The sequence below is a fragment of the Marivivens sp. JLT3646 genome (assembly GCF_001908835.1).
In the GTDB taxonomy this organism is placed as follows: domain Bacteria; phylum Pseudomonadota; class Alphaproteobacteria; order Rhodobacterales; family Rhodobacteraceae; genus Marivivens; species Marivivens geojensis.
Genome location: NZ_CP018572.1, coordinates 1,445,097 through 1,459,155, shown reverse-complemented (window position 1 = coordinate 1,459,155; position 14,059 = coordinate 1,445,097). Strand labels below are relative to the sequence as shown.

Here is a 14,059-nt window from a genome sequence, read left to right as displayed (position 1 = left end):
TATCACAAAATGTCGAAAAAAAACCGCACCAAACGGCGCGGTTTTTGGATTTTCAGGGGTCGACCTGCACTTAACCGCGGCGACGCGATTTGCGACGCTCTGGGCCGTCACCGTCGGTGCCATCAGAGGTCGACGAGAAACCACCGAGTTTCGCAGCGATTTCGTCCAAGGTCGGACGGTCGCCACGCGGACGGGTTTCCAGCGCTTCTTTCATGGCGCGCAGGTGTTCTGGTGTCGTGCCACAACATCCGCCGATGATAGTCGCACCGCAATCGCGCGCCAGCACTGCATAGTCACCCATCAGGGACGGGGTGCCGTCATAGTGGATGTGGCCGTCGTGGTATTTCGGGATGCCCGCGTTGCCTTTTGCGATGATCGGGGTTTGCGACCCAGTGGCAGCAAAGCCCAGAACGGTGCGCAGAAGGTCAGCAGCGCCAACGCCACAGTTCGCACCAAACGCAAGCGGCGGATGGTCGAGTTTATCGATCACTTTTGCGAGGTCGGCACTGGTGATGCCCATCATCGTGCGGCCAGCGGTGTCAAAGCTCATCGTGCCGCACCACGCCATACCAGCGAGTTTCGCGGCTTCTGCAGCTGCTTTGTATTCTTCGACAGCCGAAATGGTTTCGACCCAAAGTACATCCGCGCCGCCTTCTTTCAGACCTTCGGCCTGTTCGTGGAACATTTCAACGGCCAGCTCGTGGGTCAGGCTGCCCATCGGCGCCATGATTTCTCCAGTCGGGCCTACAGAGCCTGCGACGATCACAGGACGGCCAGCGGCGTCAGCGACTTCACGACCCAGTTCTGCCGCAATGCGGTTCAGTTCGCGAACGCGGCCTTCTGCGCCGTGCAGTTTCAAACGCGATGCATTGCCGCCAAATGAGTTTGTTAGGAACAGGTCACTGCCTGCGTCCACAGCACCAGCGTAGAGGGCTTTGATCTTTTCAGGATGTTCGACGTTCCACATTTCTGGCGCATCACCAGAGCTGAGGCCCATGTTGAACAGGTTAGTGCCTGTCGCGCCGTCGGCCATCAGCCAGTCGCGTGTTTCGAGCAAGCGGGAAAGTGCATTTGTCATATCGCGAACCATTCGTCAGAGTCGTTTGTCCCCGCATGGCATGACATGGCAAGGTTTTCAAACCTGAATTGTATTTCATCGACGGGCGCGGTTGTTTTTCGCGCCCGTTTTTGGGTTAGTTTTCGGTCATCAGTTGATCTTTGGCGACAGCGCGGAGGTCGCGCATTTTTGCGCGTATCGTGGCCTCGTCGGCTTTGTCACCCAGATCGGCCGCGACTTTGCGATAGACATCTTCGTCCCCAGATTCCTGAAGATCGGCTTTGACGACCTCGGCGGCGTAGGCATTTGCGTCTTCACCTGATTTACCCAAAAGCTCTGCCGCCCAAAGTCCCAAAAGCTTGTTTCGTCGGGCTTCGGCCTTGAACTGCATTTCAGCATCATGGGCGAACTTATCTTCGAATGCCTTCTCGCGATCATCAAAAGTGCTCATGGGGACCTCCCTTTGCTATGGTGCTCTGCATTCTATGTGGTGGTCCACGTTAGTCAGGACAAGATTTCCCTATTTTGAGCTTTCGCAAATTCGCATAGCGGTTTGCGCTTGCAATTCTTGCAGCTTCGAGGGGCTTGCCCTATACGCAGCCCATGACTCACGCTGCGGAAAGCGCAGCCAGACGAGGGGACGTGCATGGCGCGGCGCAAAAAGATCTACGAAGGCAAAGCTAAGATTCTGTATGAAGGCCCAGAACCGGGCACGATTGTTCAGTATTTTAAGGACGATGCCACTGCATTCAACGCAGAGAAAAAGGCTGTGATCGACGGTAAAGGCGTGTTGAACAACCGCCTGTCAGAGTTTTTTATGACTGGCCTTCAGGCGGTAGGGATTCCGACGCACTTCATCAAACGCCTCAATATGCGTGAACAACTCTGCCGTCAGGCCGAGATTGTACCGCTCGAGGTGATTGTGCGTAACTTTGCGGCCGGATCTATGGCGAAACGTCTGGGCCTCGAAGAGGGCACCCAACTGCCGCGTCCGATTGTTGAGTTCTCTTACAAAGACGACGCTCTTGGCGATCCGCTGGTTCCCGAAGAATACATCGCAGCGTTCGGCTGGGCGACCCAGCAAGAGCTGGACGAGATCGTTTCGACCGCTCTGCGTGTCAACGATTTCCTCGCAGGTGTAATGCACGGCGTTGGTATCCGTCTGATCGACTTCAAAATCGAATTTGGTCGGGTCTGGGAAAATGAATACCCGCGTTTGGTGGTTGCTGATGAAATCAGCCCTGATAGCTGCCGTCTGTGGGATGTCGAAACAGGTGCGAAGCTCGACAAAGACGTATTCCGTCGCGATCTGGGCAACCTTACCGATGCTTATACCGAAGTGGCACGTCGTTTGGGGGTTCTGCCCACGAACGTCACCCACACGACCAAGCCAACGATGATTAACTAAAAAGGATATCGCCCGATGAAAGCTCGTGTGCATGTCATGCTGAAAAATGGCGTTCTGGACCCCCAAGGTGAGGCTGTTCGCCATGCTCTGGGTGCGCTTGGTTTTGCCGGCGTCGAAGGTGTCCGCCAAGGTAAAGTGATCGAGCTCGATCTTGCTGACGGGACCACAGAGGCCACAGTCAAAGAGATGTGTGAAAAGCTCCTCGCGAATACCGTGATCGAAAGCTACACGGTGGAGCTGTCCTAATGAAGGCTGCTGTCCTCCAGTTCCCGGGTTCCAACTGCGACCGTGATATGGCGGTCGCGCTGGAAAAGTCCGGTTTCGATGTCTCGGTGGTTTGGCACAAAGACGCCAGCCTGCCCAAAGTTGATCTGGTCGCTGTTCCGGGCGGTTTCTCGTTCGGTGACTACCTGCGCTGTGGCGCGATTGCGGCACAATCGCCTGTCTGCCAGGGCTTGGTCGATCACGTCCACGCCGGCGGTTACGCTCTGGGTGTTTGCAACGGTTTTCAGGTTCTGACCGAAACCCGTTTGCTGCCGGGCGCGCTGATGCGCAACGCGGGTCTTAAATTCGTCTGCCGCACTGTTGGCCTGACCGTTGAGACAACCGATAGCGCGTTCACCTCTGGTTACACCAAGGGTCAGATCGTCAATATTCCTGTCGCTCACCACGATGGTAACTACTATTGCGACGACGAAACCCTTGCTGCGTTGCGTGATCAGGACCGTATCGCGTTCACCTACACCGAGAACGTAAACGGCGCTCGCGAGAATATCGCTGGTGTTCTGTCCGAAAACCGCCGTGTTCTGGGTATGATGCCGCACCCCGAACGTGCCATCGACGCCAACCATGGTGGCACCGATGGACAGGCGCTTTTCCGCTCTATGCTGGACCAGTTGGTCCTCGCCTGATTGAGCCTTCCGTGGGGCGAGCGTAACATCGCCCCATGGGTGCAAAGACCGTGAACCGTGCTGAGAGAGTAAAGATCCGTCGTTGGCTTAATCGGCTGGCGTTCGGTCTGTTCGTCGCAATTGCGATCGCGGTGGTCTATGTCACCAATGTTTTCCTGACAGAGCGTTTTACGGAATCGACCCGCAATAGGGCCGAAGTGCGTATGACGCTTTATGTCGGGAACCTGATTTCCGAACTTCAGCGTAACTCTATCGTGCCGCAACTGCTGGCCCGCGACCCAGAGTTGCTGCGTGCATTGTCGGCGGCGGAATACTCTCTATCGACCCAGCGATTGTTATCCTTTGTCGATGAGATCGGCGCGGCGTCTTTGATGCTGTTGGACAAAGATGGGCGCACGGTTGCTGCGACTGACCGAAACCGTTTGGGCGAAAACCACCGTAACGCACCGTATTACATCAATGCACTGCGGTCGAACGCGACGATCTTTACGACTGTGCGCACTGAATCGGGCGGGTTCTCGTTCGTTTACTCACGCAAGATGGACGATCCGAGCGGCACCTTGGGCGTGATGACTGTTGCTGTTGATTTGCAAAAACTCGAGCGCAGTTGGGCAAGCATTTCGGACGCGGTGTTCGTGGCCGATAGCGAGGGGACGATCATTCTATCGACCGAACCGCGCTGGCGTGGATTGGTGGAAGAGCAAGCCTTGGCCCGTCAATCGCCCGCATCTGCCATTGATCGTGCGTTCGAGGCCACACGCGATTGGACTGTCGTTCCGATTGACGCTTACTTGCGTGGCGAGGCCGTGTTGCGCCGTGAAACCCGCGTCCCGTTCCAAGGCTGGCGGATGGTCAGTTTCACCACCTATGATTCCGTGCGGGAAAAGGTGAATGGGGTACTCGCCCTCGAAATCATGGGCTTTGCGATCCTCTTGGCCTTGGCGTTCTGGGTGTCTTCGCGCAAATCGGCAAACCGCGTTGTGTTTTTCCAGCGGGAATCGGCTGAATTGCGGGCGTTGAACTTGCGGCTCCAACGCGAGATTGCAGAACGTCAGAAGGTCGAAAAGACACTAGAAGTCGCAGAGCAATCACTGGCGCAGTCATCGAAATTGGCGGCTTTGGGTGAAATGTCCGCAGCGGTGAGCCACGAGTTGAACCAACCACTAGCCGCGATGAAAACCTATCTGGCAGGCGCACGGTTGTTGTTGCAGCGTAAACGCGCGGACGAGGCACTGTCGTCATTTGGGCGGATTGACGATCTGATCGATCGGATGGGTGCGATCACCAAACAGCTGAAATCCTATGCCCGCAAAGGCAAAGATGCCTTTGAAGAGGTGGATGTGCGCGACGCGGTGTCGACCGCTCTGTCGATGATGGAACCGCAATTGAAAACGCGAAAGGTTGCGATCACGCGGACCTTGCCATCCAATCCTGCGTTGATCTTTGGGGATCGGCTGCGCCTTGAGCAGGTGATCATCAACCTGTTGCGCAACGCGCTCGACGCAACGAAAGGTGTCGATGATCCGTCCGTTGAGGTCACATTGACCGTGACAGACGCCGTACGTTTGATCGTGCGCGATAACGGGGCAGGGATCGAAGACCTCGATGCCCTGTTCGAACCATTTTACACGACGAAACAGCCGGGTGACGGTGTGGGGCTCGGCCTCGCGATTTCGTCAGGAATTGTGACTGACCTCGGGGGTCGCCTCACCGCGCGTAATGGCGCAAAAGGTGGGGCGGTCTTTGAAATGACCTTGCCGGTCTTGGCCAGTGACGTTGAAGCAGCGGAGTAAACGCATATGACAAAAGCCATGAAAATTGCCGTTGTGGACGATGAAAAGGACATGCGCCAGTCGATCAGCCAATGGTTGGCCTTGTCGGGTTTTGACACAGAAACCTACGCCTGTGCCGAAGATGCGCTGAAGGTTCTGACTTCGGATTACCCCGGTATTGTGGTCAGTGACATTAAGATGCCCGGTATGGATGGGATGCAGTTTCTGCGTAAGATCAAGGGCTTGGATAGCACTCTTCCCGTTATCATGATCACAGGCCACGGTGATGTTCCTATGGCGGTCGAGGCGATGCGGATCGGGGCTTTTGATTTTCTTGAGAAGCCGTTCAACCCCGATCGGATGACCGAGCTTGCGAAAAAGGCGACCAATGCGCGGCGTGTGACCTTGGATGCACGGATGCTGCGCAAGGAACTGTCGGACCCAACGTCTTTGATGCAAAAACTGATCGGCACCTCGCCTGCGATGGAGCGTCTGCGTGAGGATATCCTCGACCTTGGACAAGCTGATGGGCATGTATTGATCGAAGGCGAAACGGGCACCGGGAAAACGCTGATCGCTCACGCTCTCCATGCCGTGAGTGCGCGGGCATCGAAGAAATTCGTGATCCTGTCCTGTGGCGCTTTTGATGAGGACAGTCTGACCCGCCGCCTGTTTGGGCCTGCGAATGAAGACGAGCCGATCCCAGCGATGGAAGAGGCGCGTGGCGGGACATTGGTCCTCGAAGATATTGAAGCGCTCAGCCCGTCGCATCAGTCGCGTTTGATGACAGCGATCAATGAGCAGGGCACGCCTGCTGAAACGCGGATCATTGCGATCTGTAACCTGCAGGAACAGGATAAAACCTGCGAAAGCGAGTTGCGATCGGACCTATTTTACCGACTGGCCGCGCTGCGCATCACTGTGCCGCCGCTGCGAGCGCGGGGTGAGGACATTCTTTCGATCTTTACGACTTATGCGGAACAGTTCGCCGATGAATACGGCTGCGACACGCCGCAAGTGTCTGCGCAAGAGGCGGCGCAGTTGCTTCAAGCGCCTTGGCCGGGGAACGTGCGCCAGTTGACGAATGTCGCAGAGCGCGCGGTTCTACAGTCCCGCCGTGGGTCAGGAACGATTGCGTCCTTGTTGATGGCGGATAGCGACGAACAGCCACCGACCATGACAACCGAGGGCAAACCGTTGAAAGAGTTTGTAGAAGCCTTCGAGCGGATGCTGATCGATAACACGATGCGCCGCCATAAAGGGTCGATCGTGGCAGTCATGGACGAACTGTGCCTGCCGCGTCGTACGCTCAACGAAAAGATGGCGAAATATAACCTACAGCGGTCCGATTACCTGTAATTGGCCTTTGATTTGGCTGGTTAACACATTGACCATTGTATTTTATCCCCAGCCAGTCTTATGTAGTCGTTACGTGATGGCGTCCGCAAAGGCGCGGCCGACACCGGAAAGATTCACTGTCTCAGACACAAGGGTCACAGACTCGGTCTCCGACAGATGTGTATTTGGCCCCGAAATGGGTCGATAGGATGCCCTGGCAGCGCGAGTTTATCGGACGCGCCGGGCTTATAACGGGCGCCCGAAAAGGGCGCTGAGGAAGAACCGCGATGCAACGCGCGCTGGACACAGGCAGACGATTGACGGCCCCAAGGGGCCTCTCTGCTTGCCGCGCCCGTTTCGCCCCTGACAGACACGACTACATTTCCGCCGCGCCCCCGGGTAGGGCGGCATTGCGTCGTGCAATTGGAAAACATGGCAAAGAAAATGCTCATCGATGCCACCCACGCGGAAGAAACCCGCGTCGTGGTGGTAGACGGCAACAAAGTTGAGGAATTCGACTTTGAAAGTCAGTCAAAACGCCAGCTTGCTGGTAATATCTATCTCGCAAAAGTAACGCGCGTCGAACCGTCGCTTCAGGCGGCTTTTGTCGATTACGGTGGTAATCGGCACGGTTTCCTTGCGTTCTCGGAAATCCATCCGGACTACTATCAGATCCCGGTCGCTGACCGCGAAGCTCTGCTCGCCGAAGAGCGTGCTTATGCAGAGAGCCTCGCCGCTGAGGACGAGGACGAAGACAAGCCGAAAAAGGTTAACCGTCGCCGTCGGTCGCGGTCGAAACCTGCTGCGGCCAAGTCGGACGATCTAATCGCGACGAAGGACGTTGAGGCAGAACCCAAGGGGATGGAAACCATCGATCTGGGTGAGGACGACGACCAAGAGGGCCTAAGCCCGATGGAAACCGTCGCTGAAACGCCGGTTGAAGAGCCAGAGGATGACACGGCTGCTGAGGCTCCTTTGGTCGAAGAGGTTGCACAGACCGAAGAGGTTGCCGCTGAGGACACTCAGGATGAGGCCGCTGAAGAGGTTTCGGAAGAAATCTCCGAGGACGAAGCTGACGACGAAGACGAGGACGAAGCGGATAACAACATCGAGTCCGTCGCTAACGAAGACGACCACGAAGACGTGCGTCCGACTCGGAAACCGCGTCCTAAGCGTTACAAAATCCAAGAAGTGATCAAGGTTCGTCAGATCCTTTTGATCCAAGTGGTAAAAGAAGAACGCGGCAACAAAGGTGCTGCTCTAACGACCTATCTGTCGCTCGCTGGCCGTTACTGTGTTCTCATGCCGAACACGGCGCGTGGTGGTGGCATCAGCCGCAAAATCACCAATGCCGTCGACCGCAAGAAGCTCAAAGAAATCGCGACCGAGATGGATGTGCCTGATGGTGCAGGCCTGATCATTCGCACTGCGGGCTCTCAGCGTACAAAGGCTGAGATCAAGCGCGACTACGAATACCTGCAGCGCCTGTGGGAACAGATCCGCGAACTGACGCTGCAATCGACAGCGCCGGCGAAGATCTACGAAGAGGGTGACCTTATCAAACGCACGATCCGCGACCTCTATTCCAAAGAGATCGATGAAGTGATCGTTGCGGGTGATGCGGGTTACCGCACGGCAAAAGATTTCATGAAAATGATCATGCCGTCGCATTCTAAGAACGTGAAACCCTATAACGACCAGCTGCCGCTCTTTGCGCGCTATCAGGTTGAGGGTTACCTCGCTGGTATGTTCAACCCGACCGTTCAGCTTCCTTCGGGCGGTTATATCGTGATCGGTGTCACTGAGGCTCTGGTTGCGATCGACGTGAACTCTGGCCGCGCGACCAAAGAAGGGTCGATCGAACAGACAGCGCTGAAAACCAACCTTGAAGCAGCGGATGAAGTTGCGCGTCAGATGCGTCTGCGCGACCTCGCGGGTCTGATCGTCATCGACTTTATCGATATGGACGAGCGCAAGAACAACACTGCCGTTGAAAAGCGCCTCAAGGACAAGCTGAAAACCGATCGCGCCCGCATCCAAGTGGGTCGCATCTCGGGCTTTGGTCTTTTGGAAATGTCGCGTCAGCGCCTGCGTCCAGGTATGCTCGAGGCGACAACACAGCCTTGCCCGCATTGCCACGGCACAGGTCTGCTGCGTTCGGATGACAACGTCGCTCTCTCGATCCTGCGTCAGTTGGAAGAAGAAGGCGTTCGTGGCCGTTCCAAAGAGGTTCTGGTCCGCGCTCCGATTGCGATTGCAAACTACTTGATGAACCAGAAGCGCGAACATATCGCTGCGATTGAAGCCACTTACGGTATGGCTGTTCGTATTGAATGTGACCCGACGCTGGTTTCGCCTGATTTCGCGATTGAGAAGTTCAAGACAGCAACCCGTATTGTTCCAGAAGCCGCACCTGTTGTGTCCGCGTCGAGCGTTGTGATCGACGATCTTGAGGACGATATCGAAGATGCGGAAATCCTCGATGAGGATGAAGCAGATGTGGATGCGTCTGATGCAGAGACTGCTGAGGGCGAAGGTGACGGCGATGATAAGCCGAAGAAACGCCGCCGCCGTCGTCGTCGCCGGAAGAAGCCTGGTCAGGGTGAGGGCGAGCAGTCGTCCGAGTCTGGTGACGAGGCCGAAGGTGGTGATGCGGATGCAGAGGGCGATGCGCCCGAGGCTGAGGCTGCAGAACCTGCAGCTGAGGTCGATGCTGACGCACCTGTAGAAGCACCGAAACCGAAACGCACGCGTTCGCGCCGCAAACCTGCCGCTGCCGCTGAGGCCGTTGAAGGTGAAGCTGCTACGACCGAGGCTGAGGCTCCAGAGGCTCCTGCTGAGGAAGCGCCGAAGCCGAAACGCACGCGCACCCGCAAGAAACCCGCTGCGAAAGCAGAAGAGGGCAAAGCGGAAGAGGCTGCACCAACGGATGAGGTTGAGGAAGCACCGAAGCCGAAACGCGCTCCACGTGCTCGTAAGAAACCCGTTGCAAAGGCCGAGGCTGTTGAAGCGCCTGCTGAGGTGGTCGCGGAGCCTGTCGTAGAGGCTGCACCTGAGGCACCTGTTGAAGTTCCGGTTGAGGTTGCAGCACCTGCACCTGAACCAGTGGCAGAGCCTGAGCCAGCGCCTGCGGCGGAACCTGAGCCTACGCCTGCTGCTCCTCCGGCACAGGCGGAAGAGCCAAAAGACGATAAACCCAAACGCCGCGGTTGGTGGTCACTGGGTCGCTAAATTGATCAGGCCGTCCTTCGGGGCGGCCTTTTCTTTCAGCGCTTCGCTAAACTGTGACGATCAGCGCAGGACATCGGGGGTGACGCGCGCTGTCTGGCACGGTATCGAAGGGCAAAGATCAAAGGGCCAAACGACATGGGCGAAATACTCTCAACGCAGATTGTGATGGATGCAGGGCTTTTGACGGCCATGGGTGTTGCCTTGTTCGCGGGTCTATTGTCGTTCCTCAGCCCTTGTGTGCTGCCCGTTGCGGCGCCGTATCTTGCCTATATGGGAGGGGTGACGGTCTCTGACATGGATGGGTCTGCATCAGCGCGGGGCAGGGTGATCCTCGCCGCTGTGTTCTTTGTCCTCGGTCTGTCGACTGTTTTCGTATTCCTTGGATATGGGATGTCCACGATTGGGCGGCTTTATTGGTCGGTGATCGAGTGGGTAAACTATGTCGCAGGCGCGCTGGTGATCCTCTTTGGTCTGCATTTCATGGGCGTGTTCCGCATCCCATTTCTGATGAAAGAAGCGCGGATTGAGGTGAAGGATCAGGGCGGCTCTGCCTTTGGAGCCTATCTTTTGGGCCTCGCTTTTGCCTTTGGTTGGACGCCGTGCCTTGGCCCTATTTTGTCTACGATCCTGACCCTAGCCGCCCAAGAAACCCAAGCCGCCCGTGGCTCGATCCTCTTGGGCACTTATGCAGCGGGGCTCGGGATACCGTTCCTGCTGATTGCGATTTTCTTCCCGCGTCTCAAAGGGCCGATGGCGTGGATGAAACGCAATATGGGCGTGATCGAAAAGGTTTCCGGCGCACTGCTGGTCGTGATTGGGCTTCTGCTGCTTACAGGACGGTTCGCGATGTTGTCGGGCTGGCTGTTGGATACCTTCCCCGTGCTCGGCACCATCGGCTAGGACTTACTCTTGCCTAAATTCCGCGTTAGGCTGATTTAAACAGTCGCGGAATAGCGCATGACGGAAACGACCGAGAGACAGGTGAAACGGCGTCGGGTGTTCTACATCCCCGGCTACGATCCGATTCATCCGCGCCGCTACCGTGAACTTTACCGCAAAGAAAGCGCAGTTCAGGCCCGCGTGTCGGGCTATGAGATCGCGCTCAAGCCAAAAACGACGGGCGGTGCTTATGGGTGGCACGTCACAGCGAACATCGACGGGCAGGGCGTTGACGCCGATGTCGATGTTCTGGTGTGGTCCGATATCGTGCGTAATTCGATGTCGCAGAGCATTCCCGCGACCTACGGCCAGTTGGTGCGCACGGCGTGGGAATATATCGCGACGGGTGCGCTGTTTCGTTTGATGCGCCTGCGCAAGGGGCCTGTGATTGCAGCACTTTATCCCGTCGGGATGCTGCTGTTGCAGTTGGCCGTGGCCGTGGGAATCGGCGCGTTGCTGGGTCAGGCAGCCGCGTTCGGCGCGACTTTGATCGATTTGCCTGTCTGGATTGGAACTGTGGTTGGTTTGGGTGTCGGTGCAGTGAGCGCGGTCCAATGTCTCCAGTTCTTCAAATCGAAAGACGGGAAGCTCTTTGCCTATTACCTTATGCACGATTACGCCTATTCGGCCCGTTGGAAAGGTGCCAATCCGCCCGAACTAGAGACACGGATGGCGGATTTCGGGGACCAGATCGCTGCCGCATTTGACGAAGGCTATGATGAAGTTCTGGTTGTCGGTCATTCTTCTGGTGCGCATCTCGCTGTCTCGATCTTGTCCGATCTGATCCGTGATGGTCGTGTGCCCGAACAAGGGGCGAAACTATCCTTCCTCTCGCTCGGTCAAGTCGTCCCGATGGTGAGCTTCCTACGCGATGCGTGGCGGTTGCGGGCGGATTTAGCCTATCTGTCGACGCGTGAAGAACTGACATGGGTCGATGTGACCGCACCGGGGGATGGCTGCGCATTTGCGCTTTGTGATCCTGTCGGGGTGACGGGTGTCGCACCAGAGGGTCAAAAATGGCCACTGGTGATGTCGGCGGCCTTTACGCAGTCCTTGTCGGCAGAACGGTGGAGCGAATTGCGGTGGCGGTTCTTTCGGCTTCATTTCCAATATCTTTGCGCCTTTGATCGGCCCAAAGACTACGACTATTTCCAGATTACAGCTGGGCCTCTGACGCTTGGCGACCGATACGAGGGACGCCCGCCATCGCGGAGCCGCAAGGTTACTGCTGCATCGCGTTACAGATCGGTGGCTCCATGATCCCGCCCAAGCCCAAGGCTCGCGCAGACAAGGTGTCGCTCTGGCGGTATCTCAAGCTCTTTCGTGAGGACATTCTCAGCGCACAACCTGCACGGCTCTATCGGGCGTGGATGGCTGAGTTTAAGACGCCGTTTTTCCGCAGCTACCTCTGCAATGATCCCGAATTGGTGCGGCAGGTTCTGAAAGAGCGGCCCGACGATTTCCCGAAGAGCGACCGCATTGGTGCGGGGCTAAGGCCGCTCCTTGGTAACTCGGTGTTTCTGACCAATGGCGAAACATGGAAACGTCAACGCCGCATCATTGATCCCGCCTTTGAGGGCGGTCGTTTGCGTGACACCTATCCTGCGATGTGGGAGGCAGGTGAGGCCGCTGTGGCACGCCTTTCGGCCCATGCCGATGGCACCCCGATAGAGATCGAGGCCGAGACGAGCCATGCCGCAGCCGATGTGATTTTCCGCACTTTGTTTTCTATCCCGATTGAACACGAAACGGCTTCGGCTGTGTTCTCAGAGTTCAAAGCGCATCAGCGCAGCCAGCCAATCCTGAACCTCGCGGCGTTTATCCGAGGGCCGAAATGGATGCCGCGGTTCTTTCGGTCGGAAACCAAACGGACGGCAGGCGTCATTCGAAATCTGATCGGTGATCTGACCACCGAACGTCTGGCCGCGATTGAGGCAGGCACCGCGCCAGACGATTTGGCGACCAAGATCATGACCACCACCGACCCCGAAACAGGGGACCGGTTCGATGTGGACGAGATGATTGATCAGGTCGCGATCTTTTTCCTTGCGGGGCATGAGACGAGCGCTTCTGCGTTGGCATGGACGCTGTACCTGTTGGCGACCAATCCAGAGTGGCAGGATCGTCTGGCCGAAGAGGCCAAGGCGCTTACGTCTGATTTCAGCTCAGTGTCGCGTTTGAAATTGTCGCGGGATGTGTTCCGCGAGGCGCTGCGGCTCTATCCGCCTGTGCCGATGATGGTGCGCGAAACCACTTGTCCCGAGGCTTTCCGTGGACGCGATGTGAAATCGGGATCGCAGATTGTTTTGTCACCGTGGCATCTTCATCGGCATGAACGGTTCTGGGAACGGCCTGACGAATTCGATCCGGCACGGTGGGGTACGGACAACGGAAAACAGTGCCAACGCGACGCCTATATTCCGTTTTCCGCAGGGAGCCGCGTTTGCACGGGCGCGGGCTTTGCCATGGTCGAAGGGCCGATGTTGCTATCGTTGATTCTGCGGAACTTTGTCATTGAGCCAGATGAGAATCGTGAACCCGTTCCAGTTGCGCACCTCACTGTTCGGTCATCTCAAGGTATATGGCTGCGACTGTGGAAACGCGGATAGATCGCTGAATTACCCGAACGGATAATAAAAAGTTCTGAAAGTTTATGTATCTTTTTCAGTAGCTTAATGTGACAATAACCCTGTGGTTTAGTGGCTATTTGCACTTACAGCCAGCTGGTCAGATTTAATTATATACTAAAGGTCATCGGGGGCTAAGCCGAATGGGTGTCGGTATGGCTATGATTGACTTTTCTACTACTGACGGTGGGCTCCGTCAGTCCTTGGATCGGGTAAAGGGCTTGATGTTGCGGGGGCGTTTTTCGCGTCCTGTTCGTCAAACTCCGCAAGAGGTGCTGCGCGAACGTAAACGTGCGCCCTATGCGCAAATCCTCGAATCCGAACTTCGTGAATTACAAGATCTCGCACGGGTGCGTGCGTCGCTTTACGCGTCGGACTGAAGACGTTTCAGGATCCAAACGCGGATCGCTGAGGCGAGGCCAACGTCGCCACGAGCCTCGTCGATTTCAACGGCAAGTTCGTTGATCGCTTTTCCGTCCTCTTTGGCAGCTTTTGTGAAGGCTGCCCAAAACTCGGGTTCGAGAGACACCGATGTGCGGTGTCCCTGAAGTGTCAGAGAATGTTTTTCGGGCCGTGTGGTCATTCGTCCTCGAACTTCTGCTGATCGAGCCGCTGGCGCGCTTTTTCTTCCCGCGCTGCCGTTAACAAACGTTCCGCTTTGGTGCGGCCAAATTTAACAGCATACGCATCGGCCTGCGCTTTTTCTTCGGCGCGTGTCTTTTGTTTGCGGGCTTTGTTTAGGTTGATGATGTCACTCATCTTGCGACTCCAAATGT

14 protein-coding genes are annotated in these 14,059 nt (G+C 56.5%); 10 read left to right on the top strand and 4 right to left on the bottom strand.

Annotation, left to right across the window (positions count from 1 at the left end; translation table 11 throughout):
* Positions 1-70: 70 nt before the first annotated feature.
* Together bmt and BSK21_RS07240 are read right to left on the bottom strand one after the other, a co-directional pair.
* Complete coding sequence (gene bmt, locus BSK21_RS07245; protein ID WP_067546554.1) at positions 71-1,078, bottom strand: betaine--homocysteine S-methyltransferase; 1,008 nt, start codon at positions 1,076-1,078, stop codon at positions 71-73.
* 115 nt (positions 1,079-1,193) lie between these two features.
* A complete protein-coding gene (locus BSK21_RS07240) occupies positions 1,194-1,508 on the bottom strand; it encodes a DUF1476 domain-containing protein (protein WP_067545386.1) in 315 nt (104 codons plus the stop codon).
* Between the two features lie 195 nt (positions 1,509-1,703).
* Here BSK21_RS07240 and purC point away from each other — a divergent pair, with 195 nt between their 5' ends.
* The 10 genes from purC to BSK21_RS07190 all read left to right on the top strand — a co-directional run bounded on the left by purC (position 1,704) and on the right by BSK21_RS07190 (position 13,663).
* The gene (gene purC / locus BSK21_RS07235) at positions 1,704-2,465 is read left to right on the top strand and encodes a phosphoribosylaminoimidazolesuccinocarboxamide synthase (RefSeq protein ID WP_067545383.1); all 762 of its coding nucleotides are present in this window, start codon (positions 1,704-1,706) and stop codon (positions 2,463-2,465) included.
* 15 nt (positions 2,466-2,480) lie between these two features.
* Positions 2,481-2,711 carry a phosphoribosylformylglycinamidine synthase subunit PurS gene (purS, locus tag BSK21_RS07230; RefSeq protein ID WP_067545380.1) on the top strand — a complete coding sequence of 77 codons (231 nt, stop codon included), beginning with the start codon at positions 2,481-2,483 and terminating at the stop codon, positions 2,709-2,711.
* Complete coding sequence (gene purQ / locus BSK21_RS07225) at positions 2,711-3,376, top strand: phosphoribosylformylglycinamidine synthase subunit PurQ (protein ID WP_067545377.1); 666 nt, start codon at positions 2,711-2,713, stop codon at positions 3,374-3,376. Before purS ends, purQ begins: the two co-directional genes overlap by 1 nt.
* Positions 3,377-3,411: 35 nt before the next feature.
* On the top strand, positions 3,412-5,169 hold the full coding sequence (locus BSK21_RS07220) for an ATP-binding protein (RefSeq protein ID WP_067545374.1): 1,758 nt from the start codon (positions 3,412-3,414) through the stop codon (positions 5,167-5,169).
* Positions 5,170-5,175: 6 nt separating this feature from the next.
* Positions 5,176-6,507, top strand: coding sequence for a sigma-54 dependent transcriptional regulator (locus BSK21_RS07215; RefSeq protein WP_067545370.1), 1,332 nt, complete (start codon positions 5,176-5,178; stop codon positions 6,505-6,507).
* Positions 6,508-6,918: 411 nt separating this feature from the next.
* Positions 6,919-9,717, top strand: a complete 2,799-nt coding sequence (locus BSK21_RS07210; RefSeq protein WP_067545367.1) for a ribonuclease E/G — start codon at positions 6,919-6,921, stop codon at positions 9,715-9,717.
* Between the two features lie 144 nt (positions 9,718-9,861).
* Complete coding sequence (locus BSK21_RS07205) at positions 9,862-10,617, top strand: cytochrome c biogenesis CcdA family protein (protein ID WP_156529512.1); 756 nt, start codon at positions 9,862-9,864, stop codon at positions 10,615-10,617.
* Between the two features lie 57 nt (positions 10,618-10,674).
* A complete protein-coding gene (locus BSK21_RS07200) occupies positions 10,675-11,916 on the top strand; it encodes a hypothetical protein (protein ID WP_067545361.1) in 1,242 nt (413 codons plus the stop codon).
* On the top strand, positions 11,913-13,265 hold the full coding sequence (locus BSK21_RS07195) for a cytochrome P450 (protein ID WP_067545358.1): 1,353 nt from the start codon (positions 11,913-11,915) through the stop codon (positions 13,263-13,265). Before BSK21_RS07200 ends, BSK21_RS07195 begins: the two co-directional genes overlap by 4 nt.
* A gap of 173 nt (positions 13,266-13,438) precedes the next feature.
* Positions 13,439-13,663 carry a hypothetical protein gene (locus BSK21_RS07190; RefSeq protein ID WP_156529495.1) on the top strand — a complete coding sequence of 75 codons (225 nt, stop codon included), beginning with the start codon at positions 13,439-13,441 and terminating at the stop codon, positions 13,661-13,663.
* On the opposite strand, the gene BSK21_RS07185 is transcribed toward BSK21_RS07190, so the two are convergent.
* Together BSK21_RS07185 and BSK21_RS07180 are read right to left on the bottom strand one after the other, a co-directional pair.
* Positions 13,648-13,866 carry a ribbon-helix-helix domain-containing protein gene (locus tag BSK21_RS07185; protein ID WP_067545352.1) on the bottom strand — a complete coding sequence of 73 codons (219 nt, stop codon included), beginning with the start codon at positions 13,864-13,866 and terminating at the stop codon, positions 13,648-13,650. The two genes, BSK21_RS07190 and BSK21_RS07185, sit on opposite strands and share 16 nt — an antisense overlap.
* Positions 13,863-14,042 (bottom strand): DUF4169 family protein, encoded by a 180-nt coding sequence (locus BSK21_RS07180; protein ID WP_067545349.1) that lies wholly within the window; start codon positions 14,040-14,042, stop codon positions 13,863-13,865. Before BSK21_RS07180 ends, BSK21_RS07185 begins: the two co-directional genes overlap by 4 nt.
* Between the last annotated feature and the right edge of the window lie 17 nt (positions 14,043-14,059).